23 protein-coding genes and 2 pseudogenes are annotated in these 25539 nt (G+C 56.1%); 12 read left to right on the top strand and 13 right to left on the bottom strand.

The window, feature by feature from the left end:
• Window positions 1–5: 5 nt before the first annotated feature.
• From RVM27_RS10110 to RVM27_RS10090, 5 genes and pseudogenes are all read right to left on the bottom strand, one after another.
• Entirely contained in the window at window positions 6–275 is a 270-nt protein-coding gene (locus tag RVM27_RS10110) for a hypothetical protein (protein WP_498956489.1), read from the bottom strand.
• Window positions 265–1015, bottom strand: a pseudogene (gene tnpC, locus RVM27_RS10105) (IS66 family transposase); the annotation flags it as partial. The gene RVM27_RS10110 and the pseudogene tnpC, both read right to left, overlap by 11 nt.
• Before the next feature lie 3 nt (window positions 1016–1018).
• Window positions 1019–1327, bottom strand: a pseudogene (locus tag RVM27_RS10100) (IS481 family transposase); the annotation flags it as partial.
• 231 nt (window positions 1328–1558) lie between these two features.
• The gene (gene aroQ, locus RVM27_RS10095) at window positions 1559–2005 is read right to left on the bottom strand and encodes a type II 3-dehydroquinate dehydratase (protein ID WP_498956488.1); all 447 of its coding nucleotides are present in this window, start codon (window positions 2003–2005) and stop codon (window positions 1559–1561) included.
• Window positions 2002–2151, bottom strand: coding sequence for a hypothetical protein (locus RVM27_RS10090; RefSeq protein WP_498956487.1), 150 nt, complete (start codon window positions 2149–2151; stop codon window positions 2002–2004). Before RVM27_RS10090 ends, aroQ begins: the two co-directional genes overlap by 4 nt.
• A gap of 207 nt (window positions 2152–2358) precedes the next feature.
• Here RVM27_RS10090 and RVM27_RS10085 point away from each other — a divergent pair, with 207 nt between their 5' ends.
• A complete protein-coding gene (locus tag RVM27_RS10085; protein ID WP_498956486.1) occupies window positions 2359–2517 on the top strand; it encodes an HAD family hydrolase in 159 nt (52 codons plus the stop codon).
• 66 nt (window positions 2518–2583) lie between these two features.
• Window positions 2584–3378, top strand: coding sequence for an IclR family transcriptional regulator (locus RVM27_RS10080; RefSeq protein WP_498956485.1), 795 nt, complete (start codon window positions 2584–2586; stop codon window positions 3376–3378).
• A 367-nt stretch (window positions 3379–3745) separates the two neighbouring features.
• On the opposite strand, the gene hglS is transcribed toward RVM27_RS10080, so the two are convergent.
• Window positions 3746–5116 (bottom strand): VOC family protein, encoded by a 1371-nt coding sequence (gene hglS / locus RVM27_RS10075; RefSeq protein ID WP_498956484.1) that lies wholly within the window; start codon window positions 5114–5116, stop codon window positions 3746–3748.
• A 284-nt stretch (window positions 5117–5400) separates the two neighbouring features.
• On the opposite strand from hglS, the gene RVM27_RS10070 reads away from it, so the two are divergent.
• The 4 genes from RVM27_RS10070 (at window position 5401) to RVM27_RS10055 (ending at window position 9538) form a co-directional block, all read left to right on the top strand.
• The gene (locus tag RVM27_RS10070) at window positions 5401–6282 is read left to right on the top strand and encodes a LysR family transcriptional regulator (RefSeq protein ID WP_498956483.1); all 882 of its coding nucleotides are present in this window, start codon (window positions 5401–5403) and stop codon (window positions 6280–6282) included.
• A gap of 199 nt (window positions 6283–6481) precedes the next feature.
• The gene (locus tag RVM27_RS10065; RefSeq protein WP_498956482.1) at window positions 6482–7123 is read left to right on the top strand and encodes a flagellin; all 642 of its coding nucleotides are present in this window, start codon (window positions 6482–6484) and stop codon (window positions 7121–7123) included.
• 64 nt (window positions 7124–7187) lie between these two features.
• A complete protein-coding gene (locus RVM27_RS10060; RefSeq protein ID WP_169959611.1) occupies window positions 7188–8507 on the top strand; it encodes an IS1380 family transposase in 1320 nt (439 codons plus the stop codon).
• Between the two features lie 380 nt (window positions 8508–8887).
• A complete protein-coding gene (locus RVM27_RS10055) occupies window positions 8888–9538 on the top strand; it encodes a flagellin (RefSeq protein WP_498956481.1) in 651 nt (216 codons plus the stop codon).
• Between the two features lie 278 nt (window positions 9539–9816).
• Here RVM27_RS10055 and RVM27_RS10050 read toward each other — a convergent pair whose 3' ends face one another.
• From RVM27_RS10050 to RVM27_RS10025, 6 genes are all read right to left on the bottom strand, one after another.
• A complete protein-coding gene (locus tag RVM27_RS10050; RefSeq protein ID WP_498956480.1) occupies window positions 9817–10599 on the bottom strand; it encodes a hypothetical protein in 783 nt (260 codons plus the stop codon).
• A gap of 18 nt (window positions 10600–10617) precedes the next feature.
• Window positions 10618–11358, bottom strand: coding sequence for an SDR family NAD(P)-dependent oxidoreductase (locus RVM27_RS10045; protein WP_498956479.1), 741 nt, complete (start codon window positions 11356–11358; stop codon window positions 10618–10620).
• A gap of 63 nt (window positions 11359–11421) precedes the next feature.
• Window positions 11422–12210: an SDR family NAD(P)-dependent oxidoreductase gene (locus RVM27_RS10040; RefSeq protein ID WP_498956478.1), complete on the bottom strand. Its 789-nt coding sequence runs from the start codon at window positions 12208–12210 to the stop codon at window positions 11422–11424.
• A complete protein-coding gene (locus tag RVM27_RS10035) occupies window positions 12207–13565 on the bottom strand; it encodes an MFS transporter (RefSeq protein WP_498956477.1) in 1359 nt (452 codons plus the stop codon). Before RVM27_RS10035 ends, RVM27_RS10040 begins: the two co-directional genes overlap by 4 nt.
• Before the next feature lie 52 nt (window positions 13566–13617).
• On the bottom strand, window positions 13618–14499 hold the full coding sequence (locus tag RVM27_RS10030) for a polysaccharide deacetylase family protein (RefSeq protein WP_498956476.1): 882 nt from the start codon (window positions 14497–14499) through the stop codon (window positions 13618–13620).
• A 427-nt stretch (window positions 14500–14926) separates the two neighbouring features.
• Window positions 14927–15958 carry a GntR family transcriptional regulator gene (locus RVM27_RS10025; RefSeq protein ID WP_498956475.1) on the bottom strand — a complete coding sequence of 344 codons (1032 nt, stop codon included), beginning with the start codon at window positions 15956–15958 and terminating at the stop codon, window positions 14927–14929.
• A 310-nt stretch (window positions 15959–16268) separates the two neighbouring features.
• On the opposite strand from RVM27_RS10025, the gene RVM27_RS10020 reads away from it, so the two are divergent.
• The 5 genes from RVM27_RS10020 to RVM27_RS10000 are packed head-to-tail and all read left to right on the top strand — an operon-like array spanning window position 16269 to window position 21844.
• The gene (locus RVM27_RS10020; RefSeq protein ID WP_498956474.1) at window positions 16269–17780 is read left to right on the top strand and encodes an NCS1 family transporter; all 1512 of its coding nucleotides are present in this window, start codon (window positions 16269–16271) and stop codon (window positions 17778–17780) included.
• Between the two features lie 54 nt (window positions 17781–17834).
• The gene (locus tag RVM27_RS10015; protein WP_498956473.1) at window positions 17835–19199 is read left to right on the top strand and encodes an amidase; all 1365 of its coding nucleotides are present in this window, start codon (window positions 17835–17837) and stop codon (window positions 19197–19199) included.
• Between the two features lie 39 nt (window positions 19200–19238).
• Entirely contained in the window at window positions 19239–19541 is a 303-nt protein-coding gene (locus tag RVM27_RS10010; protein ID WP_218313977.1) for a hypothetical protein, read from the top strand.
• 43 nt (window positions 19542–19584) lie between these two features.
• A complete protein-coding gene (locus RVM27_RS10005) occupies window positions 19585–20628 on the top strand; it encodes a CobW family GTP-binding protein (RefSeq protein WP_498956472.1) in 1044 nt (347 codons plus the stop codon).
• Window positions 20621–21844 (top strand): ABC transporter substrate-binding protein, encoded by a 1224-nt coding sequence (locus tag RVM27_RS10000; RefSeq protein WP_218313979.1) that lies wholly within the window; start codon window positions 20621–20623, stop codon window positions 21842–21844. The genes RVM27_RS10005 and RVM27_RS10000 overlap by 8 nt, the downstream gene beginning before the upstream one ends.
• Window positions 21845–21903: 59 nt before the next feature.
• Here the strand turns inward: RVM27_RS10000 and RVM27_RS09995 are convergent, their stop codons facing one another.
• On the bottom strand, window positions 21904–22761 hold the full coding sequence (locus RVM27_RS09995; protein WP_498956471.1) for an iron-siderophore ABC transporter substrate-binding protein: 858 nt from the start codon (window positions 22759–22761) through the stop codon (window positions 21904–21906).
• A 203-nt stretch (window positions 22762–22964) separates the two neighbouring features.
• Between RVM27_RS09995 and RVM27_RS09990 the strand changes: the two genes are divergently transcribed.
• Complete coding sequence (locus tag RVM27_RS09990) at window positions 22965–25139, top strand: TonB-dependent receptor (protein ID WP_498956470.1); 2175 nt, start codon at window positions 22965–22967, stop codon at window positions 25137–25139.
• Window positions 25140–25539 lie beyond the last annotated feature (400 nt).

The raw sequence follows: 25539 nt of genomic DNA, 5'->3' as shown, positions 1-25539 counted from the left end.
TTGACCTACTTCACGTCACGGTGGGGCCTTAATAACTCCGGCGAGACCTTGTATTGCTTCCTGCCATCCTCCCCCAGCACGATCACACTCTTGCGGTTGATCTTGGTGACGATCCCCAATACCGGGCCTTCCCGGCCCTCGAAGGTCACCTTCAAGCCAACCCGCAACTGACTCAGCGCCTGGAGATTTTCCTGATCCCGGAGCTCATCAATGCGTCGGCAGATATACTGGTTCAGTTCCAGCAACTGGTCGATGCTCATGTCTTCAATGCGCATGAACGGTGGCCTCCGGCTGTGGGTTCTGGCGATCAGGATGACGTGGATCGATCAGCGCCCGTAGTGGATTCTCGGCGAACCGGATTTTCCAGAGTCGGGGCGTCAGGTCGCTGACTTCAAGGGCCGGGTGCTGGCTGATGCGTTGCAGTACGTCCACCAGGTAAGTGTAGGGGGTTAATATCGTGCAGCTTGCAGGTGCTGATCAGGCTCTGGATGATACCCAGGTGTTCCGCACCCAGTTCAGTCCAGCAGAACATCCAGTTTTTCTTGCCCATGGGAATGGGCCGCAAAGCCCGTTCCAGGTGGTTGGTGTCTGGCTGCACGTCCGGGTTTTCCAGGAACACGGTCAGGCTGGCTTCCCGGCTGAGAACGTAGTTCAGGGCCTTGGTCAGTGGGTCGCTGGGCACGAGGCCGCCTTGTGCCAACTGATCCCGGCACCACTGGAAGAAGTCGCTGACCACCGGCTTCGAGTGATCCAACCGGTACTGGCGTTTCTTCTCGCCAGTTAGCCCCTGAGCTTTGATGGCCTCTTCATTCCGATACAGCATCGCGATCCGTTGCAGGGCCTCGGTGACGGTCTCAGGATGATCTTTCTGTGCTTCGATAAAATAGCGGCGACCATGCACCCAACATTGGGCATGGGCGACGTTCTCCTGGGCTGCGGCATAACGGGCATAGGCCGCATAGCCGTCACTGATCAGGGTGCCGCTGAACGATTCGCTGAGTACCTGCTCAATGTGGGGTAAGCGATGCAAGGCAGAGCGCGACAAGCCTGGGCTCAGGAACTCACGCGCCACGACGAGGAGGTCATCCAAGCCGAGGCGCAGGAACTCACGAGCCGTCTCCTGCTCAGCTGTGAGCGTGGCCAGGAGGTTGTGACGGGTATGCGGTCGGTCATGGACATCGTCGCGGTAACGCCATCGCCGGATGGTCGCAGTAGCGACACCATACTGCCGGGCCAGTTCGCTATCCGTGATGCTGGAAGGCGCTGCCTGGATCTCGGCACGGATCTTCGGTGTCGTCGTCGCTTGTTTATGCAGCTTGATGTTCATGAACCTGTTCCCGGATGAATTGCTGAAGAAGCTCCCTGGCGGCTAGCAGAGGATAACTCCTATAGGCGATTTGATCATCCGGGACCCTACACTTAGCCTCATTCTCTGGCTGGTCAGCCTTACCCCCTGGCTAGCTTTTTGAGAGTGCCAATGAATTGCTCTTCGTGAAGGTCAGAGCCGCCCTTGCAGGAAGCGGCTCGTCATCAAAGCGCGATATGGCTCCCGCGAGTGTTACTGGTCGGCGGCTTTCATCACCGCGTCCAGGGCCGCCTGGTAGCCTTGGGTACCCAGCCCGGCAATCACACCATCGGCCCGCAGCGAGACATAGGAGTGGTGGCGAAAGCGTTCACGCTTGTGCACATTGGAAATGTGCACTTCAATCACCGTGCCCTCGAAGGCATTCAAGGCATCCAGGATAGCCACAGAGGTATGGGTGTAAGCGGCAGGATTGATAATGATCGCCTGGGTGCCATCGAGACGTGCAGCGTGGATGGCATCGATCAGGGCGCCCTCGTGGTTGCTCTGCAGGCAGTGCAGCGTCCATCCCACCATCACGGCTTTTTCACGCAGCGCGTTATTGACGTCTTCCAGCGTCTCGTAGCCGTAGATTTCCGGCTGCCGGGTGCCCAGCAAATTCAGGTTGGGCCCATGCAGGACAAGCACTTTAGCCTGGCTCATGTATCATTCTCCTTCAGCAGTTGGCGGCGATAGTGGGCAAATAGCGTGGCCGATTGTTGCGCTGCTGCCTCGCGTTTGGCGTCATCTTCACAAAAAAACTTGAAGGCGTCGACGCCTTGAAAGACGAACAGGCTGACACCGCTCACCACCGAAGCACCGACCTACTTCGCCGCCACAACAAACTCGGTGACAGCGGGCACGTACACCGCGTCAAAGATCCAATGGCATGCCTCTACCAACTCGGCGGGTAGCGTGCGCAATTCTTTATTGAGACAGTAGGGGCACCCCCTGATAAAGCCACTGGTTTGGGGCAACTGCTCGTCAGACAAGGCCATGCCGCAAAGCACACCGTCATGATTGGCGACTCTTACAATGACTACCGCGCGGCTCGCTCCAATGGCACGCGATTCATTGGCGTGGCTGCAGAGCCCCACCAATCCCCTTTCCCTGCCGATACCGTGGTCATCAATGACCTGAGTCAATTGGAAGAGGCATTGCTGAGCTTAGAATAATTGTTCGGCATTCGAACAATATGCTACATTGTTGCCTGACCAAGCATCCACCAATGAGAATGCAACATGGAAGATATTCTACAGGCAGATGCCCTGCAGCCTGATGACAGAGACTTTGTTACCGCCCTGGCCAGCGGCCTGGAAGTCATCATGGCGTTTGACGATTCACACCCCAGAATGACCCTCAGCGAAGTGGCTGCGCGTACCGGCATGAACCGCGCAAAAGCACGTCGATTTTTGCTGACGCTCCATGCGCTGGGATACGTTAGAAAACAGCAGCGTTACTTTGAGCTGTCTCCCAAAGTATTACAGCTCGGCTACTCTTTTCTCTCTGCCAACAATTATCGCAGTGTGATCCAGCAGTATCTGGAGGATATTACTGCGCAGTGCGGGGAATCATCATCACTAGGCATTCTGGATGGCGATGAGGTGATTTATGTCGCACGCTCCGCAGCCCCCCATCGGTTGATGTCTATTTCGCTCTCTGTGGGCACACGCCTGCCTGCGGCCCACACCTCCATGGGCCGTGTGCTGCTTGCTCAGCTCTCCGAACCGGCACTGGATGCCTATTTATCGAGAATTGTACTCGAGCGCCATACTGAGAAAACGATTACCGATAAAGAGTACCTTAAAAAATGCATCAACAAGGTTCGTCAGCAAGGCTATGCCATCTCTGACCAGGAGCTGGACCCAGGCTTGAGATCGTTGGCCGTCCCTGCATTTGATATGAATGGAAAGCTGCTGGGCGCCATCAATATCAGCACCAATGCGGCCAGGGTCGACATGGAGACGCTGCTTAAACACCACCTGCCGCTCCTGCAGGAAAAAGGGCGTTTGATCCGCTCGACGATCAGTGCCTAGCATTGAGCTTCAAGCTTCGTGAAGCAGTCGAGAAAATGCGCGCACCGCCAGCTATCTTTAAAATATTTCATTCATTTTCATGAAGATAGCTGAGCAAAGCACATAACTGCTTGTGCTCAAAATTTGCACAAACACCGGCTAGCTTCTACATTGGGCCCAGTATATGAACTAAGGATACACCTATCTCGTTAGCTCATGAGGAGCTAATCATCGCAATCAAGGAGAGATAACATGTTGAAATTTCTGGCAAGCACCGTCGGCATCATTTTCATAGTACCCTGCAGACCTCTTGGCACACCTGAGTTTCTGTGACCTGATTAAAACCATCGCTACGGTAATATGCCCATCTTGGGCTCTGGAATAAGCTCTACCCCCTGTCAGTCCTCCCCCCCAACCACGCCAACACGGCCTCTTTCGAGCGCTGTTCGCGTTCGGCATACAGCGCCAGCTCATCCTGCACCGGGGCACCCAGGGCGGCCTCGAAGGCGTCGCGGTTTGCGTTACCGGCGTAAGCGCCGTTTTCACTGCCGCCCAGGTTGGATTGGAAAATACCGGCGGCACTGACGGGCAGGAAGTCTTCGTAGGTGATGGGCTGGGCCTCGACCCACCCTTGGGCCAGCAGCGTTTCCAGGTCGGCGTGCTCGGCGCGGCCCTTGGCTGCCCGCCCGGCGTCGGTCAGGTGATAGTGGAAGTAGGCCAGCTGCTCGGTGCGAATCGCCTCGTGGTGGTCCGGAAACGCGGCGAACACGCGCTCCATGATGGCCTGATGGGCGTCATTGTCCAGGCCAGCGGTCTGGGCACGCCCTTGGTTCAGCAGCTCATCATAAAGCGCCCGCCCTTTAGGGGTCAGCGCCATGCCGCGCTGCTCGATTTCGCCAAAGCGCGCCGTATGAGTGCCCTGGGCCTCCCCGGCGAAACGAATCGACTCCTCCAGCGCCCGAAAGCTGGTTTGGCGCAGCAACATGGGGCACTTCCGACGGGGCGGCCCTTCGATCACCGCTTTGGGGTTCATGCCCATGCTCGGCATACGACGCTGTGCTTCGTCGATATCCAGGGTTCTGGGCGTCAGGTGGTTGATGTGCGGCCCCTTGAAACACACCACATCGGCAATCAGGCGATGCTCGTCGTGCAGCGCTTGGTAGGTTTCCAGGTCGACGGTCGCTTCCTGATGCCAGCGGAAGGTTTCCAGCGCCTCGCTGACGAACTGGTCGGCCTCTTCACTGCTCAACCCGCCCTGAGTTTCGTGGCGCTGGATGAGCGCCCGCACCGTGGGGGTAAAGATATCCCGCTGGGCCAGAATCTCCTCGGCGCGACGGCGCAGCGCCTCGCTCTCGATCAGCTCCAGGCGCAATAAAGAGGTAAAGACCCGGAAAGGGTTCAGCGCGAGGGCTTCGTCCTCGATGGGCCGAAACGCCGTAGAGTGCACCGGCACTCCCGCTTCCGAGAGGTCGTAATACCCCACCGGGTACATGCCCATGACCGCAAACAACCGGCGCAACATGGCAAGCTCGGCCTCGGTGCCCACCCGGATCGCCCCGTGGCGCTCAACGCTCAGCCGAGCCAGCTCGCCCTGCGCCTCCAGCCGGTGGTGCAGCGCGGGCTGCTGTTGAAGGGTTTCCTGGTTTACCCGCTCGACCAGTTCCAGCAGCGCACCGTACTGCGGCACTTCCGCTTGATACATGGCCGACATCGCCTTGGAAAAACGGTCGCGTATTGCATCAGTAGTGATAAAGGACATGTTGTGGCTCTCTGGGGTCGATAAAGAACGGCACGCGTCGCCAGCCTCATGGCCTCTTTATGACACGTGCTGGCGCTGCGTTCTATCAAACCGACTCGGGGAGCGAACCACAAACGAAAAAAAGCACTCAATGCATGCCAAAAAGGAATGCTTAAAGGCTTTTATAAAGAGCGGCGAGCACCGGGTACGCAACAGCATGGCGCCCAAGGGAGCCCTTTGATAGGGTGGGATTCCTTACCGTCATTCCGCCGAGTGACGCTTGCCCAGGAGCGCCCGCGTTCACCATGCGCAATCTTCCTTCCATCACCGCCATGCAGTGCTTCGAAGCGGCCGCCCGCCACATGAGCTTCACCCGGGCCGCCGATGAGCTGAACCTGACCCAGAGTGCGGTCAGTAAACAGGTGGCACAGCTGGAAACCACCCTGGAGCACAAGCTGTTCCGCCGGGTACGTCGCAGCCTGCTGCTGACCCCCGAAGGGGCAATTTTCCTGAGCGATGTGCGCAAGGTGCTGACCCAGATCGAGATGTCCACCCAGGCCATCATGACGTACAGCGGCCATAGCGAAGTGCTCAACATCGCCACCCTGCCCAGCTTCGGCAGCCGCTGGCTGGCCAACAAGCTGCCCTCGTTCATGGCGGCGCATCCAAACATCAGCCTGGCGTTTCACGACCGCGTCGAGGATTTCGACCTAGAGCAGGAGAACATCGACATTGCCCTCTTGTATGGGCATGGCAGCTGGCCCAACCTGGCCTGCCACAAGCTGGCCGACGACCTCATGGTCGCCGTCGCCTCCCCGACCTGGCTGGCCCAGCACCCCATTTATTCACTCGACGATTTGACCCAGCGCCCGCTGCTGCACCTTTCGACCCGCCCGGATGCCTGGCACCACTGGTTTGCCAGCCAGCACGTCATGACCGAGCGCAGCTACCACGGCACCCGTTTCGAAACCTTCCCCATGCTGGTCAGAACCGCCATGGCAGGCGGCGGCGTGGCACTGGTGCCCCACTTCACCGTGGATGAAGAGCTGGAGAGCCAACGGCTCGCCCTGGCATGGCCCTACCAACTGCTCAGCCGCAACGCCTACTACCTCGTCTACCCCGAACACCTGGGAGAGCTCGCCAAGGTGCGCCGCTTTGTTGAGCATGTGGTGCAGTTTGGGGAGTAGAGAAAGAGTCTTGCAAGCCACAAATCAAGCAGTTAAGCAACACCACCAATCAGGCTGGTTACCTCAAGCACATACCGCATCATGAGCGTTGCAGTCGCAGTACGACAACAGACATCCCATCATCTCACTCGCCAGCACGCTAAATTTATTTTAATATTTGTCGCAATATCTCACTATCGTGGACAAGAAGAGCGGAATAATGGCGACGATCAACACCAATTTTGCTGCGCTCAAGGCACAGCAAAACCTGAATAATACTGGCGCAAAGCTGTCGACAAGTATTGAGCGACTCTCTTCTGGTCTTCGTATTAATAGTGCAAAGGATGATGCAGCAGGGCAAGCGATTGGTAATCGCATGGCGACCAACCTGCGAGCAAATTCCGCCATCACGCGGGGAATCAACGATGGCGTTTCACTAATACAGACAGCCGAAGGCGGGCTGGATAGCATCAACAGCATTCTTCAGCGCTCCCGCGAGCTGGCCGTTCAAGCTGCAAACGGCACCTTATCGGATAGCGACCGGGCTTTCATTAATGATGAATATCAAGCGCTACGCGCTGAAATAGACCGGATAGCCAAGGGTACGGAAGCATTTGGAAAATACCCTTTGGCGCCCACGCAGCCTCCCCCCCAACCCGCCCAGCTCGGAAACACTGAACATATCGTTGCTAAACTAAGCCCTGCTAGCAGCGTATTTACCTCGGGGATCGTGCCTGTCGCCTATATACCTGCGGGCGCCACCAACATACGCATCGAGATTGACTCGTTCTCCATGGACGATGACATGCAGCTGTTTACACGCGATGGTAAACATCTAGCCCGAATATTGCACCAGGCATGAAAAAAGCGGCTGAAAATCGGTTATAATTCAAGAGCCTAACCAAGAATTAGCCGACACAGCCGCCATGACAAAATGTACCACGCCCACCGCCACCTTTCCACGCTGCAAAGGCCGTCAGATCACCGCCAGCTTCGATGGCGGCGAGGTCACCTCTGACGGTGGCATCCTGCTGCTGCGGCAGCTCGACCGCGAGATGGGCCTGACCCGCGCTATCGCTCGCCGGCTGAGTGATGACCGCGATCCTCAACGCTGCCTGCATCGCACCGAAACCCTGGTTCGGCAGCGCGTGTTTGGCCTGGCGCTGGGCTACGAGGATCTCAACGACCACCAGGCGCTGCGTCACGACATCGCCCTGCAGACCGCCGTCGATACCGACGGCGTGCTGGCCAGCCAGTCCACGCTGTGTCGCTTCGAGCAGCAAGCCGATCGGGACTGGGCGGTCACCATCCACGAGGAAATGATCGAGCAGTTCATCCGCTCGTTCCGGCGGCCACCCAAGAAGCCGCTCTACCTCGACTTCGATGCCACCGACGACCGGGTGCACGGCCAGCAGCTCGGGCGGCACTTCAACGGCTACTACAACCACTACATCTTTCTGCCGCTGTTCGTGTTCTGTGGCGATCAGCTGCTGGTCAGCTACCTTCGCCCGGCCTACCGAGATGCCGCCCACCACGCCGGCGCCATTCTTGCCCTGCTGGTTCGGCGGCTGCGCCAGGCGTGGCCTGAGGTAAAGGTCGTATTCCGCGGCGACAGCGGCTTCTGCCGCCCGCTGATCCTCAGTTGGTGCGAGCGCCACGGTGTCGACTACATCGTCGGCCTCGCCGGCAACCCGCGGCTGGCCAAGCTAGCCCTGGATATCGACTACGAGTCAGCTATCCGCTTCGAGAAGACCCGTGAGAAGCAGCGAGTCTTCGGCTTCATCGAGTACGCCGCCAAGAGCTGGAAGAAGCGCCGACGAAAGGTGGTCGTCAAATCCGAGACCAGTTGGCGTGGCTTCAACACCCGCTACGTGGTGACCAACCTGCGCGGCTGCAGCGCAGAGTGGCTCTACGACCACCGCTACTGCGCCCGAGGCGAGATGGAGAACCGCATCAAGGAGCAGCAGCTCCTGTTCTCAGACCGCACCAGCTGCCACCAATGGTGGCCCAATCAGTACCGACTGCTGCTGTCGGGGCTGGCCTACCTGCTCCTGGAGCGGCTGCGTCGGATTTACCTTAAGCGCACCGCCTTCGCCCAAGCCCAGGTCAATACCATCCGCCTGAAGCTGCTGAAGATCGGCGCCGTCATCACTCGCAACACACGGACCATTCGGCTGATGTTGAACAGCCAGTATCCGGAGCAGGACCTCTTCCTGATGTTGGCCAGCAAGCTGGTGCCGGGATAGCGTCGCGGCGTGCTGTCCCCGGCACAGAAAAGACATGGGGGTGGGGGGAGGTGCGCCCTGAGCACAGGAACTTGATCAAAAAACAGCCAAACTCCACCCCAGATCCCTTTTATCCCCACCGAGCCTGGCATCTGAGGACTTCTGACTGACCCGGTGCAACATCCGGGCTAGTAGGAACCCCGATTATTGGAAGCGACAACAGCCCTACAGATAACGTCTGGTCGGCACGTGGCATTAGCGATACCGCATCGGCTAATGCAAACCTGCTAAGTGAAGCGAACGGTTTTCTGGTAGATGCAGACTACGATGCAAGCTTTTTTGAAGATGCAACAGACCAATACGATGTTGCACAGCCGCCTGTCTCCCTAACGTATAGTGGCATGACCATCACTTATAGCGGGGATCGCGATCGCGCCTTCGACCCAGACGACAGCAGTTTTAACGATGGACAACTGGGTGGAGTGACTTCTTCTGAAATGCGAGAAGTCATTACCATTGACCAAACCACCGAGGAGCTCATGCTGCTAGTCGTAGGACAAGGGGCATTTAGCGCCTTTGCCACGTGGGATGAGATGCCGGTAGAGCTAGTGGAGTCCGCCCCAATACCACCGCCTGTCGGCACAGCGACGAAGGTTGTGACTAGCGCAGGTTATGGTGAAGCACTAGACAGCATGACCATACAACCCACTCCCTCGGACCATATTTCTCTAGGACTAATGGATGTTGAGCTGGACCCTATCGAAAAAGCCCGGGAAGCAATAGAAAAGCTTCAGTCCGCATTAAACCAAGTGGATGATTACCGAGCTCAATACGGAGCGCTCACAAACCGTTTTGAAAGCATTATTGATAACCTGGCTAACCAAAGCGTGAATACCGCTGCAGCACGATCTCGTATTATGGATGCTGATTACGCCCAGGAAGCCTCCAAACTGGTAAAAGCGCAAATATTGCAACAAGCAGGATCGTCCATGTTAGCCCAAGCCAACCAGGCGCCACAGGGGCTCGTGACATTATTGAACCAGGCTGATTGAGGAACGGAGCCCGCCACATAGCTAAGGAGGTTGAATATGAAATCGCTGCTCCTTGCTCTGGGCTCCACTTTTACACAACCGATCAGTCACTCTGGGCCAGCTGTCGGTACCCCATGTTTTGCTTCACCTTAACGGTAAATTCGAGAAGGTACCGGCACGACGCTCTTTCCTCTTCATGCATTACTCAAAGTACTGCGACTACTCTGGGACGCCAAAACTCCAGACCTCGGCTTTACAAACACCTGGTTTTTTCACGCTCGTCGAGCAACGATTATGAACTACTCTATCTTTCTCGATTTCGACATATAAGCGCACAAACAGGCGCTCACCAACACTGACAACATCAGCGAGGCAGAGAAAGCCGCCAAAGGATGAAAAACTTCCACACCAACAATCAAAGCTGCGCTGAAAGCCACCAGGCTAATCATTCCAACCTGTGTATTTGCCAACGTAGCGCGCGCCATTTCAACGCCATATCGCTTATGAAGTGTTAGTGCTATCGTCAACATACCTATAGGGAAGCTTAATACAACACCAGAAACAACAGGGTCGAAATCAACTAATAGCGCCGTCACTACACAGACTATCCCTCCTGCCAGCACACCACGCACCAATAGATCCCGAAATAACACTGGGGCTGAAACAATTTGGGTAGAAAGGTCGATAGACTTTATGTACCACTGAGATAAAAACAGCATCACCCCAAACAATGTCAATGCCAGAAAAACGCCGCCTGGCAGATGGTTAGCCATCATTGCTGTTAACAGCCAAACAAAACCAGACAAAATAACACTCAGTAAAGCCCCCAGGCGAGGAGCAAGAAGAACGTAGCCAAGGCAGAAGATCAATGTCGCCAGCATCGCTTGTAAAGAGCCAAGCGATGCATTAGCCACAAATTGTGCAGACTGCTCCCTAATCATAAAAAAGTAACCAGGCCCCAGCACTATGGGCATGCCCGCCAGCACGCCTCCGATCTTGGGGCCCAGACGAACGGCGGCTAGCGATACACAGACCACTACCAGAGTGGTGGAAAACCACTTTATAAACATCATGGTGAGCATGAGTATATTCTCAGCCCACTACATGACGTCGCCGCTGTTGGGTCCCAGCGTCTGCCCGAGGTAGAGGTCCCCATCGGGGGAGGCGGCAAGCATGAGTGCCGTGGGAGCGACTTCTTCGGCTTTTCCAAATCGGCCTAGAGGAAGTTCGGCTTCTTTATTGGCAATCCACTCTTTACTAAGCCCCTCTAACATCGGCGTTAGAATAGGCCCCGGGGCGATAGCGTTGGTCAGAATCCCATAAGGTGCCAACTCTCTCGCCATCGACTTCGTAAGCCCTAGTAATCCAGCTTTCGCGGAGCAGTAGTGAGATAAGCCCACGCCACCCTTGAGCGCTAACTGGGAAGAGATATTGATGATCCGACCGCTTTTGCGTTTCACCATCTCCGCAGCAACATAACGCCCCACCAGGAAAGCACCGCGCAGGTTAATGCTGATCATATGATCGAACGTCTCGGCAGACATTTCCAAGAACGGCGTCTCATCCAGAATACCTGCACAATTGACTAGTACATCAATAGCTTGATGATGGCGTACTACCTCATCCACCATCTGCTGCACAGAAGTTTCATCAGCGACATCGACACGATGATGCGTTGCACTGCCTCCAATCAATCCAGCCATCTCTTCACATGCGTCACGATTGCGATCAGCCAAGGCAATAGTGGCCCCTTGTGCATGAAAACACTCTGCGATGGCTCGGCCGATACCGCTAGCACTACCCACGACGAGGGCAACTTTTCCCTGAAGTTTTTTAGACATAAGGATTACTCAGCTTAATAGATAAAAGAAGCGAGGAGCTCTCCTCGCTTCATAGGCAGCCAATTAGCTTGGCCAACGCACGGTCAAGCCACCATCGACCACCAGTTGCTGACCTGTTATGTAGGCTGCATCGTCACTACTTAAAAAGCGTATGGTACGGGCAGCTTCATCGGCATACCCCACACGCCCTAAGGGAATCGATTTACCAGCTGCCGCTAAGCCATCAGGCCCTAGCGAGTTGACGGGATCCAACGATTGAGGAGTCTCTATCAACCCTGGAATCAGGGTATTCACACGAATACCGCGTGGAGCAAGCTCAACCGCGAGTGATTTTACCAAGCCAACCAAGCCGCTTTTGGCTGCCGCATAATGGGCGTGGTTATCCCATCCATATACGCCACCTGCGATAGAAGAAACGGCCACCATAGCGCCCCCTTCCTGCATCAACGCTGAAGCGCTACGGAACACTCGCATCACGCCCGTCAAGTCGACTGATAGCATGTCGTCCCATGCTTGATCAGTCAGCTCCTCCAAGGGTGCTTGGCGAAGAATGCCCGCACCGGCCACAACGATGTGCAGAGCACCAAAGGTGTCGATGGCCGTCTGCGCGAAGTGGTTGCATTGATTGGCATCTCTCACATCCAAGGCAACCGCCACACACTCACCGCCAATGGCTTTTACTGCGGACACCGTTTCTTCTACATCATGGGGATCGTTCGGATAGTAACCTGCCACTACCTTGACACCAGCCTTGGCATAGCAGACGGCAAGAGCTTGACCAATGCCACTAGCGGCACCTGAGATGATTGCCACTTTGCCTGCCAAACCATCGTCGCGCGTTAATAGACTCATGCCACCGCCTCCTTTATTAGGTCATTTTCGAGGTGATCCACATGGCGTGTACCAAACATCAACAAGCCACTAAGAACCAATGGTAAAGAGCCTGCCAAAATCCCTGCCCAGGTCATACTGACACCCGCAGCCAGTAGTATGGACACTAAGCCAGAGCCAATAATTGCGCCTACCGGAGCCATTACGTGGGCTACGTTAGTCCCCGTGCCACGAACGTGAGCAGGGAAAGATTCGCCCATATAGAACAAGATGGCAGCAAAAGGACCAAGCAAGAAAAACAGCGTGATGGCATACATCATGTAGATGAAGCTGTCATTTGCCGGACCAAGCAACATAACGATGCTGGCCAAACCACCTAGCAGGAACCCCACCAGAACGGTACTGCGACGACCCACACGATCCCCCATCCAGCCATGGCTGAGGTACCCCACAAAACCCACTGCGTTAGCCAGAATCAACACATAGAGAGAGTTTTCAAAACTAACTCCTTTCGCCTCTACCAATACCGTGGTGCCCAGTACTGCGAAGACCTGAATGGCCATCCAACTGAACAGCCAGACCAATGAGAGCGAGATGGTATGGCGGCGCAACTCTGGTGCAAAAACACCCTTTAGTCCCAGATTATTGCCAGTATTGACCTCTATATCTTGCTCAGCAGCCAATTTTGCTGCGCCAGCTGCATCTCCAGCCTTGCGACGGCGCTCCACTTCTTTAATAGCTGCAAACACAGGCGATTCAGGCAACTTTAGCGCCATTACAATAACGATAATCGATGCACAAGCAGCAACGAAGAAGCTCCCGCGCCAGCCCACGATGGGTAATAACAGAGAGGTCATACCTGCAGCCAGTAGAGCCCCTACGGGCCAACCACTCTGTACCAAGCTGTACATGAAGCCACGACCTTTGGCCTTCTTGTAAATCTCATTGAGATAAACAGCATTTACGACCTCTTCCGAAACCGCAAAGCCCGAGAAGGCGCGGATAATCACCATCGAAGCCGCTCCCATGGCGACACCCGATAGCCCAGAGCTCACTGCCCCACCGATGACCAGTAAAATCAGCGTTTTCTTACGACCATAACGATCGAGCATAAAGCCGACGACCAGAGACACCAGGAATACACCTATCGTCGCAAAGGTATTAATAGCCGTGGCTTTAGCCGCACTCCAACCAAAATCCTCGGCAATGACAGGAAGCAATGTTCCAAACAAGGTGTAGTCGTAAACCGACGCCACCCAGGCAATAAAACAGACCAGTGATGCATAACCAATCTGTTTTTTGGTGATGACTGCATTCCAGGGTTCGTCAGCGTGCTGACTTGCCTCGGCAGTCGTACTTGAGTTTGGCTCGGCCATCGACTTCACCCTCTTTTCAGTTATCGTTTTTTATTGAAGATGCTTATCGGCATCAGCTACGCGGGTTGCGCTTGGCGAAGTCATCAGCGATTTCATCGAAGGTGCAAAAGCGCACACCTTCATGGCTCTGCATGTACTCAATCAATCGCTCGAGCATCATCAGCACTTGAGGACGCCCCGATACATCCGGGTGAATGGTCATGGTGAACACCGCGTAATCGTTCTCGCGGTAAACCCAATCAAACTGGTCTTGCCACATTTCACCTAAATGACGAGGGCTAACAAAACCATGGCTGTTGGGCGACTTTTTGATGAACATCATTGGCGGGAGGTCATCGAGATACCAGTTGGCAGGAATCTCGATCAGGTCGGTTTCCTCGCCGCGGACCAACGGTTTCATCCATTCCTTAGCGGGCTTGGAGTAATCGATCTTGGTCCAGGAGTCACCGACACGGACGTAGTAGGGATGGAAGTCATTATGCATCAAGCTGTGGTCATACTTGATACCACGCTCGAGAAGCAGCTCATTGGTCACCGGGCTAAATTCCCACCACGGAGCCACATAGCCTGTTGGCCGCTTACCCGATAGCTTGGTCACGAGCTCGATGTTGTAATCAAGCACGTCCCGCTCTTGCTCTCGTGTCATCGCGATAGGATTTTCATGGCTATAGCCATGTACCCCCACCTCATGGCCTGCATCAACGACAGCCTTCATCTGCTCCGGGAAGGTCTCGATACTGTGGCCGGGAATGAACCAGGTCGTTTTCAGGTTATAACGCTCAAAGAGCTTAAGCAGGCGTGGCGCGCCCACTTCACCAGCAAATAAGCCACGGGAAATGTCGTCGGGCGAATCTTCGCCACCGTAAGAGCCCAACCAACCAGCAACGGCATCGACGTCAACTCCGAAGGCGCAGAGAATCTCTTTTTTAGCCATTTTGAACACCTCATTATTGGTATTTGGATATGGTGTGCTTGCAGCAGGCGAATGGTCACTGCCACCAAACGCACAAATTGCAGATTGGACACAAAGGTCATTTATGTCAACAAGACATTATTGACTACCCAAAATGCTCACCCCACCATTGTCAGATGCACCAAAAAAGCCAAAAATCGCCAAAAAACCATAAAAAATAAGAAAAATGCTTATAAAATCACAAATAATGCTTGTAGAAAAAAGGACTGCTTGGTGCAGCATATTCAGAAGGGAAGGGTAGAAAATAGTTGAACGCCCCAAAAAAGAGCATTTTTTTGACTAAAGAATCCAAGTGACGTTTATGTAGATGATGCCAGCCTACTCAGCAATGCTCTGAACACAAGTATCTTGCGTATGACCAGGGCAGCACGGGCTGGCGGAAAAAGGGTCAAGTAATTTTAAGCAGGTACGGCGGGAGGTCTGGCTCGGGAAAAACGGACAAGACCTTCAAACGGCGACGAGTACGTTCGGCAGCCGCCTGGAGATGCGCCTGCAAGCTTGAGGCAGCAGCATCGAAAGCACCAAACAAAAGATGGTCAAGCACCAGCTGATGCTCTCTCAAAAGCGGCTCGTTCGGAGGGACGCCAACCGTCTGAAAAAACATCCGATTCACGATGACCGGTAGTTGGCTCTGAGCAATCATCTCGCAAGCTTTACGGTTTCTGTAATAGCGCAGACATCTCTGATGCAGATCTTGCTCAAGAGAGGTGATCGACTCCGCATTCTGCAGCTCAGGATGCTCGATCAAACGCTGAATATTTGCCTTCATAGCCTCTAGTTCAGCTTTATCCAGCATAGGCCCTGACGCTCTAAGCGCAGCAGGTTCAAGCAGCGCACGAATTTCGAAATCTTCAGCCACAGCCTGGGCAGTCAGCGGCCCCGCCAACCAATGGGAGTAATTATCCTTTTCGACCAGCCTCTGATTACGAAGGCGCCCCAGCACTTGCCGGGCAACGGTGCGGCTGACGCCATAATATTCGCTGAGCGCCGACTCGATGATACGGAAATGGCCAAAGGCCAGGCAGGAAGCAACTGCCTCCTCTACCTCGGCATAAATACGATCAGAGATTGGCCGGGCATCGATTTGAGACTTGTAATCTGCGGTCAAACCTAGCATGTCAGGCGTCAGCGTCTGACGCTCTGGCGTGACCGCTTCGGGCTCGGACGTCGCCAAAAAACCACGCCCCTCGAAACGGCTGATCACACCTTCTTGATGCAACAGTTCAAGCGCCTTGCGCACAGGCCCGCGACTGGTTCCATAAATCTTCGCTAGCGGGCCCTCAAGCAGCACCAGGCTCGGCGGCAAACGCCGAGACAGAATGGCATCACGTAACGATTCTTGAATCTGGGCATAGCGAGGCACTTGCCCTTCTTGAACGCTGTCAGAACTATCGTCAATGGTCAGAACCACACCCTCCACAAACCCATCCTTCCCTGGTGATTGTCAATCCCTGCTTACTCAGCTCCAACCAAGCAAAGGCACATGTAGATTGTTACATCTTAACACTTCCTGCCTTGACTTTTGAGCGGGCCAACCGCAACACAGAAACAATCAAATTATTCATTTAAAAACAACAATTTATTCTCAAAAAAAGACATTTCTACCAAAGATCTTCAGTTACCCGCTTGCCTAATAATGCCTTTTGTATCCATACTGCATTTTAAAATAATGAAAAATGACCACGCCATTGTCTCCAAAACTGACTGCCAACAATTCAGAGGAACACTCAATGGGATCTTCACGAAGCACCAACGCATCCGCCGTACCAGGCAGCGGCCAGCAGAGTTTGCTGGAAGCCTCGATCTTGCCGGTCTGGCTCAATCAACGAACGATCGGTTTCTTTGGTTTCATCTGGCTATGGATAGGGATGGCCGTCATCATTGCCACCTTCCAACTCGGCGCAGGGGGTGTTGCTGGCCTACCACTGATTCAGGTCGTGGCCATCATCTTCTTTGCCAATCTTGTACTTGGCATCGTCATGAGCCTTACCGCTGACATAGGAACAGAGCACGGACTCTCTTTTGCAGTTTATCTACGCGCCCCCTTTGGGCTTAAAGGTACGCATCTTCCTGCCGTCTCCCGAGGGGTAGTGGCCGCTATCTGGTTCGGTGTCCAAACCTATCTTGGCGCCCTGGCACTTAACGGGATTGTCGAGTACCTATGGGGATTTGATAACTGGATAGTGTGGTATGTACTTTTCGCGGTCGTGCAGATCGTGAACACTGCTCTCGGTATCCGTGCCGTGGGGTTGCTGGCCTCAATTGCAGCCCCATGCATCGTCGCCATCTCCGTATGGATGTACTTCACGCTCAACGTGTTAGCCGAAACCAACGGCGTCAACATCTGGACGTTCGTTGGCGATCAACCAGTAGTGCCTTTAGCGCTGTTCTTCGCCAACATGGCTTTCTGGTCAGCTCTAGCGGTCGATATTCCCAACCTGACTCGCTTCCTACGCACCCCAGGAGGTGAGCGCAGCTTTTTCGCCCGTAATCGCAACGTCTTCGTCGCACAGTTCCTGGCATTACCTGCCACTCAGGCCTGGGTCGCGTTGATTGGTGGCGTATCCTTTATCGCAGCAAGCGACTGGAACCCCGTCACCGTCATTCAAGGCCAAGGGGGAGGCTTTACCATGGTGGCTCTACTAGCCATGGTGATATTGGCGCAATGGTCTACCAACAATGCCGCCAACTTGATTCCAGCCGCCCTCACCTTCGTCAATGCCGGAGCACCTCGCATCAGCTATCCTGTTGCGCTGGTCATCGCAGGCATCATCGGCACCGCTTCCATGCCTTGGCTGATTCTGAACAATCTGTTTACCTTCCTCAGCTACTATGGCGCAGTACTCTCCGCCGTTGGCGGGATTATGGTCGCGGATTACTACATTTTGCGACGCCGCCGGCTCAATGTGCCCGCACTGTACGACCCAGCGGGCCAGTTCCGGTTTTTCAATGGCTTCAATCCCGCAGGCATGATCGCCTGGCTGGTTGGCGGAGTCATGGCACTGATATTCCTACAGTACGCCTATGCCGTTGGCTTCATCACCGCGCTGGTGGTGTACGTGTTGCTGATGAAAACCTGGATCCTGCGTCGCTACCCCCAAGAAGAACTAGATAGCAATTTTGATGATCGTTTTCTGGCCACATCGGTAGGACTTAATTGGGTCTACACCGAACAGAAACGTTTCGAGCGCCTGACTGTAGACGATATCCCAGCCTCAGCACTCAAGCGTGAAGATCGCTAAGCGGGCTATCGCCATCACTAGAGCGCCAGTCGGCCAATTCGGGGACTGTTTATCATGACCGATTACCCAATCACTGCCCTTGCCATCGGCGAATCCATCCGGCGTGGCCAGTTAGACCCTATCGAACTGACACGTCAACGTTTGGCAGCGGCAAAAGAGAGTGACGCCGTTTTTATAACGATCACTCCAGAACGCGCCATGTTCGAGGCCGAGGCTGCTGCGCGTCGCCAAGCGCTAGGGGCTTCGCTAGGGCCGCTTGACGGGGTTCCTATCGCCTGGAAGGATATGTTCGATATTGCAGGGACGGTAACGACTGCTGGCAGCCGAGTGCTCACTGAAAAGCCAGCTCGGCACGACGCCAAGGCCGTGCGCCATGCGTCAGCAGCGGGCATGGTCTGTCTAGGCAAGACCAACCTGACGGAATTGGCCTACTCAGGCCTGGGGCTGAACCCGCACTATGGCACACCCCACCATACGCCGGGCACGGGAGAGCCAAGGGCGCCTGGCGGCTCCAGTTCTGGCTCTGCTGTAGCCGTCGCCAAAGGCATCGTTCCTGCGGCAATAGGCACCGATACGGCGGGCTCGCTGCGCGTGCCTGCCGCCTTTAATGGCTTGACCTCCTATCGCCCATCCCAAGCTCGCCATCATCGGCAAGGCGTTACTCCTCTTTCCCACACTCTGGACACCATAGGCGTCATCGCAACGTGCCTCGAAGACTGCCTGGCCATCGACGATGCTATGCGAGCAGAATCCATCACCACGCGTGCGAGTGCTGATCCCGAACGCACGGTCATCGTGCTGGATACCACCTATCTGGACGACGAACGTATCGAAGAAGCCGTGCGGCAAAACCTCGAGCACAGCGCCGAAATACTTTCCAATGCGGGCTTTCATTTGATCAGACGAGCACTAGAAGGTGTTAGCGACACCCTCGATCTCATTCAACACCACGGCTGGCTAGGCGCAGCAGAAGCTTACACCGAGTACCGAGTACTACTGGAAAAGGACTCGGCAGACGCGATGGACCCAAGAGTTCGGCAGCGATTATTGAGTGCGCAGAAGATGGCACCAGACAGCATAGTGACGCTTTATCGCCAGCGCCGAGCACTTCAAGCACAGCTGAGCCATGAACTCGCTGGGGCGACGCTACTTACCCCCACGGTGGCACACACGGCCCCCCTTCTTGCCCCGTTAGCAGATGACCCCGTACGTTTCGCTGACGTGAATCTCGCCACGCTGCGGCTAAGCATGGTGGCAAGCCTACTAGACTCGCCTGCGATTGCGCTGCCCAGCGGTGTTGACGGAAACCAGCAACACACCAGCATTCAGTTATCGGCACCTTGCGGAGAGGATGAAGCACTGATGAACGTAGCGCTCGCCGCCAACACTCACTTGAGACGTGCCACCCACTCCCAATAGGCCCATGGACAAGCTGGAACCACTGTTAAAGGAGCTGTTATGTGCGGACTCTGCGGCGTATTCGGCGGTGAAAACCACTGGAGCACCCACATCGAAGACCCTGAGCAGGCGCATTACGAGCGCCGCCGTGCCAGGGCCTATCGGGCAGAACTCATCAACCGCGTACTTAAGCCGCATCGTTTGGTGCTCGAGGATTTTCAGGCATCCAGCTTCGTGATCGCCAGCGCAACAGGCAAGCGCGAGATGGTCCAGGATCTAGGCGGTATATGGCGTCAGGCCGAACTGATGACCGGGAACGATATCGATCCGCTGGATGCAAATTTCCTAGCATCGTTAAGCTAATGAAACGCTATTTCCAAGCCCTGCATCAGAGAGGAGCCGACCAATGAACGACAAGACGACGCTGCTTCCGGTTCACGTGATATCCGGTTTTCTGGGCAGTGGTAAAACCACCTTGCTCAAATCGGTGCTGGCCAGTGAAGACTTCGGCGACAGCGCCGTGCTGATCAACGAGTTCGGCGACGTGGGCCTGGACAACCGCCTACTGGGCGATATCGCCGAGGATGCTGTACTACTCTCCAGTGGCTGTGTGTGCTGCACCATCCGGGGCGAACTCTCTGATGCGTTAAGGCGTTTGATGTCACAACGACAAGACGGTGAAATACCGCCCTTCCAACGCATCATCCTGGAAACCACAGGCCTGGCCGACCCTGGCCCCATTGCCTCCACGATCACTGCCGACCCTGTGCTGCGTCACCACCTGCGTCCAGGTACAAATCTCACGCTGGTCGACGCACTCAATGCCACCGCCAGCCGAAAGCTCCATCCAGTATGGGAATCCCAGGTGGCCGCTGCCGACAAACTCGTCATCAGCAAGATCGACCTGGTCGATCAAACCCAGCTTGATGCGGTTCAGAGACTGATTGACACGATCAACCCGGCAGCGCAGCAATTGGGGCAGGAAGCCTTGAGCCAGGCCAGTGATGCGCTTTTCAGCAGCGGTCCTCACATTGACCATTACAGCTACGCGGAGGTAAAAACATGGCTTGGCCCCTGGCGTAAACCGCCAACCCCTGATACCTCTGCTCATCTTGGCGGTGCTCAATCATTTCGACTCTGTTTCGATGGCGAAGTGGACTGGACGTGCTTTGGCCTTTGGCTCTCGATGCTGCTCAACCGTCATGGTAGCCACATCATGCGGGTCAAAGGCGTGCTGCATGTAAAAGGAGATACCCGGCCGGTGGTCATACACGGTGTTCAGCACACCATTCATCCACCCGAACACGTGGACGTCTGGCCTCAAAATGACCGTATTTCAGAGCTAATTTTCATCACTCATGGCATCTCCGCCAAACGCGTGACAGACTCGCTGAATACCTTCATGAATGCCGTTAGCCACCACCCAAGCCCCAGGATATTCCATGCATGACGCTGCATCACCCAAACCACTGGCCATGCCCTATGTGCAGCGAGGCCCCGTTACCCTGAGAGTCCTCGGCACCTCGGTAACACTGCTTGAAAGCATTCGTAAACGGGCTCGGGAAGACTTGGGCTTACGGCTCACTTTCGAGGTGCTCGATGGTGTAGCCGCTCAGCAAGCGGGGGTGCTAACGCCTGACAGCTTCGATATCTATGATCAATGGTTTCACAACGTAGACTTCGTATGGCCCGCTAACGCGATTCAACCCATTCAAGTAGAGCGCATTAAATACTGGGACATGATCAATGATCTTCCCAAGACAGGCAGATTGACGCCCCATGCGCCTCTGGGGGCAGGCAGTAATCCGGTCAACCTTCTCTATGTTCAACCCGATGGCAGCTACGGCTCACGCCCCAGCGGACATATCACCATGCTCCCTGTTAGCCACAACGTAGACAGCTTCGGTTATCGCACCGACATGTTGCCCAAAGGACTGGACATCCACCAAGAGAGCTGGAGCTGGTTGCTGGATAAACGCTGGAAAGGCATGGTCAGCCTGCAAAATGACAGCGCCATCGGCGCCATTGACGCCGCGCTGGCAGCCAAAGCGGCGGGGTTGGTCGAGTTCGAAGACCTGGGCAATCTCAACCTGGCAGAGATCGACAGCCTGATTGACTGCCTTATCCACCTCAAACGCCAGCACCACTTTCGCGCCTTCTGGAGCAATCAAGACCAGGCATCTTCCGATATGGTGCGAGGCCGGGTCGGCATCGAAAGCCTATGGTCTCCCGCCATGACAGATCTTAAAAAGCGCAATATCAAGGTGCGCATGGCAGCACCCTCAGAAGGCTATCGCGCCTGGTACGGCGGTATGTCCATCTCACGGCATGTGAACGGGCGCACGCTAGATGCCGCCTATGATTACCTCAACTGGTGGATTTCGGGATGGCCCGGCTCCGTCATGGCCCGCCAGGGCTATTACATTTCCACCCCCGAGCTGACCCGCCCTCACCTTTCCGCAGCAGAATGGGACTTCTGGTATGGCGGTCAACCTGCTGCCAAGGACCTCCCCGGTCCCGATGGGACTTCAGACCTGATCCACCGAGGCGAAATTCGCGACGGCGGAGACTACCAGACAAGAATGAGCCGCATCGCTGTATGGAATACTGTCATGGACGAGCATAACTATTTGGTCAGGCGCTGGAACGACTTTATGTCAGCTTGAGCCGTGTGTTTGATCTACCATCCAGCCCGCCCCAAAAATGACATTAACCGCACAACCCCTTACTCCATGGAACTGCGTAACGTCAGGGCAGCCACCAGCTCTCGCGCGAAGCGTTGCGCCGCAGGCAACGCGCCAAAACTCCATACCGGCGGTAAGCGCAATAGCGTGGCGTTTTTAACGCTGGGTAAGTGCTGCCATAAACCACTTTGCGAAAGTGATGCTTCGACTCCGGCGGGCAGCGGCTCGACCACGACCAGCGTGGCCTCTGGGTAGTCGTAGAGCGCTTCGATCCCTACCAGTGAAAATCCCCAGGCGTTAGTGGGCCGGTCCCAGGCATTGGCCAAGTCGATTTGTTCAAGCACGGCGTGATAGAGGCTGTTGTCGCCAAACACCCTGACATGACGGGCATCCATGAACTGCAACATCAGCAGCGGCGGCGCATCGGGACGCTGCTGGCGAAGCGTTTCCAGCAGCGCCTGCGTTTCGTTGATGAGCTGCGCGGCCTGCTCTCGGCGGTCGGTCAACTCACCCAGCTGGCGGGTGAGTGTGTGTATCTCTTGCCAGGTATGGGTGCCGGGGGAATAGGGGTAAAACGACGTGACCGGGGCTACTCGCTCCAGCCGCTCCGTCAAACCGGCGAACATCGGTGAAATGAACGTGTGCTCCGGGGGCGACTGGGCCATGAGTTCGAGGTTGGGCTGCGACCGCAGGCCCAGGTCTGCCACGCCGTCGGGAATTCCTGGCTCCCCTACCCACTCATGGTAGCCCTTGTGTTGAGCGGTACCGCTCAGCGGCGCGTCGATGGCCAGCAGCGTTTCGGCAATGGTCCAGTTGAGGGTGGCCCACTGCGCGTGGGCACTCGACAAGGGCAGCCAGCAAGCGGCCATCAAACAGCAGCGAGCCAGGAAAGAGAGCATCGACCGGTGGCACATGGCAGCGAAAGCATCAGAAAAGAGAGACCACATTTAGACGCCAATAGGCACTTTTTGCAAGGCATCACGAAAAAATCACACCTGCATATGCCAATGTCTCTCATTTTGTTTATTATATAGATCCACATCGGGCAGGTGGCCGTGGCGCCAACGCCAGGCGCTGCCGTACACAAAACTGGATCGATACCATGCCTCTCGGGAACACCTCCAACACAGCGGCCCAGCGCCGCAAAGCACGGCTGTTGCGCGCGATGACACTGCTCGCAATGGGCATGACGCCTGTGGCCACCTGGGCACAAACGAGCGCCGACACCCAATCCCTGGATACCGTCACCGTCACGGGCACCATCCCCACCTACGGCGATACGCCGCCGCCAGCCTTCGCCGGTGGCCAAATCGCGGCAGGGGGCCGCGTGGGCCTGATCGGTGAAAGGGACGCGATGGACGTGCCTTTCAACGTCATCAGCTATACCAGCGAGCTGATGGAGAACCAGCAATCCCAGACACTGGGCGATACGCTGCAAAACGATGCCTCGGTATCGGTAGGGCTGGGCTTTGGCATCTACGGCGAAGCGTACAAGGTGCGCGGCTTCAACCTGACCGGAGACGACGTGGCCTATGGCGGCCTCTACGGCGTCCTGCCACGGCAGATCATCAACAGCGACCTGGCCGAGCGCGTCGAAGTCTTCAAAGGCGCCAGTGCCTTTACCTCGGGCATTCCCATCGGCGGGAACGGCGGCATTGGTGGCACCGTCAACATCGAGCCCAAACGCGCAGGGAATGACCCGATGCTCAACCTCTCCAGTGGCTATCGCTCCGATGGCTACGGCGAAGTGGGCGTCGATGCCAGCCAGCGTTATGGTGATCAACAGCAATGGGGCGCGCGGGTTAGTGCCACGCGCGGCCGGGGTGACACCGCCATCGATGACGAAAACCAGCGCGATACCTCCGCCGTCGTGGGGCTCGACTACCGTGGCGAACAAGGCCGGATACTGCTCGATGTCGGCCATCAAAAGCTCACCCTGGATAATGGCCGTTCAAGCGTCAACACCGGCGTGGCCACCCAGGTGCCCGCTGCGCCGGACGCCTCGTTGAACTACACCCCCTCGTTCGGTGGAACCGCGCTTGAAACCAATTTCGGCATGGTCCGGGGCGAATATGACCTCACCGACTCCTGGACCGCGTTCGCGGCCCTGGGCGGTAACCGCACGCTCGAAGGCATCGTATCGGCAACTCCGACCCTGACCGATGACGCGGGCAACGCCAGCGTCAACGATTTCGAAACCAGCAACCACATCGACAACTTCGCTAGCCAGGCGGGGCTGCGTGGCTACGTGCTGACCGGCCCGGTCAGCCACGACATCACCGTTGGCTACTCCAGCGCCTATCGCAAGTTCGACACCGACTGGAGCTTCCTCGCGGCAGGCACCACCAACATCTATAACCCGGTCGATTTATCCCGCCCGGAAGGCACGCCGTTCGTGGGGGGTAGCGTAACGCGCACCCGCTCCCAAGGGGTCACGCTGAGCGATACGCTGGGCTTCATCGATGACCGGCTGCTGCTGACACTGGGCGCACGCTATCAGGAGCTCGAAATCGACGAACGCCCCAGTGCCGATAGCAGCAACCGCTATGCCGACCGTCGGATCACTCCCGCCGTGGGCGCGGTGTTCAAGACCACGGAGAATGTCTCGCTCTACGCCAACTACGTCGAAGCCTTGCAGGATGGCGGCACGGTCACCGATACCACCGCGATGAACTTTGGCCAGCACCTGGGCATTGCCCGTGCCGAACAGCACGAAGTGGGCGCCAAGTTCGACTACGGCAACCTGGGCGGTGGCATCAGCCTGTTTCAGATCGAGCTGCCCTCGGCTGCGGTCGTCGATGGCGTGGGCAACCTGGATAACGAGCAGCGTAATCGCGGCCTGGAGCTAAGCCTTTACGGCGAGCCGACCCCCGGAGTGCGCCTGTTCAGCAGCGCGACCTGGATCGACGCCAAACTCACCAAGACACAGGATGGCAACGAAGGAAACGACGCCACGGGCGTGCCTGAGTACCGTTTTGTGTTCGGTGGCGAATGGGACACGCCCTTCATCGAACGCCTCACGGCCACGGGCCGCGTCCTGCACACGGGCTCCCAGTACGCCGATGTCGCCAACGACCTGCAGCTGGATTCCTGGACACGCCTCGATCTTGGCCTGCGCTACACCACCCCGCTGGGTGTCGCTGATTGGGTATGGCGCGCTGGCATCGACAACGTGACCGACGAAGATTACTGGTCCGGCGCCTCGACCTCCTTTGCCAACTACCTGGTCCAAGGCGAACCACGCACCTTCAAGCTGTCCGCGACGGTCGAGTTTTAAGGCACGCATTCTCTCTAACGTGACCATGAGGGCGCTTCCTGTGAAGCGCCCTTGCTGTTTGCGGTATGGGTATAACGGCTAGCAGTGTGATGGCCACCAGCTTCCACCTAGCCAAGATCGCAACGGCTGAACACCTGCCAATGCTGGGTAACGGTGCGAGCCCTCAGCAGCAGGTCACTGATGAGCGTTGAAAAGAAAGAATTACGAGTCTCAGCTTGATTTCAGAGGGTTATGCTGAAGCGCCTACCCTTCGTAGCTGCACAGGTTGTAGTGCAGCCATCAGGAGCGACGTCACCTCCAGATTGAGTAGCACTACACCAAGTCAGAAAACGTCGACCGGCTTTGCGGATATTTAGGCAGCAAGGTCAAAGATGTTATTGAGTATGTGGGAAAAATCTTA

Source organism: Halomonas sp. KM007 (assembly GCF_050709225.1).
In the GTDB taxonomy this organism is placed as follows: domain Bacteria; phylum Pseudomonadota; class Gammaproteobacteria; order Pseudomonadales; family Halomonadaceae; genus Vreelandella; species Vreelandella hamiltonii.
The sequence above is the reverse complement of the archived record's forward strand: the minus strand, read 5'-3'. Positions and strand labels throughout refer to the sequence as shown.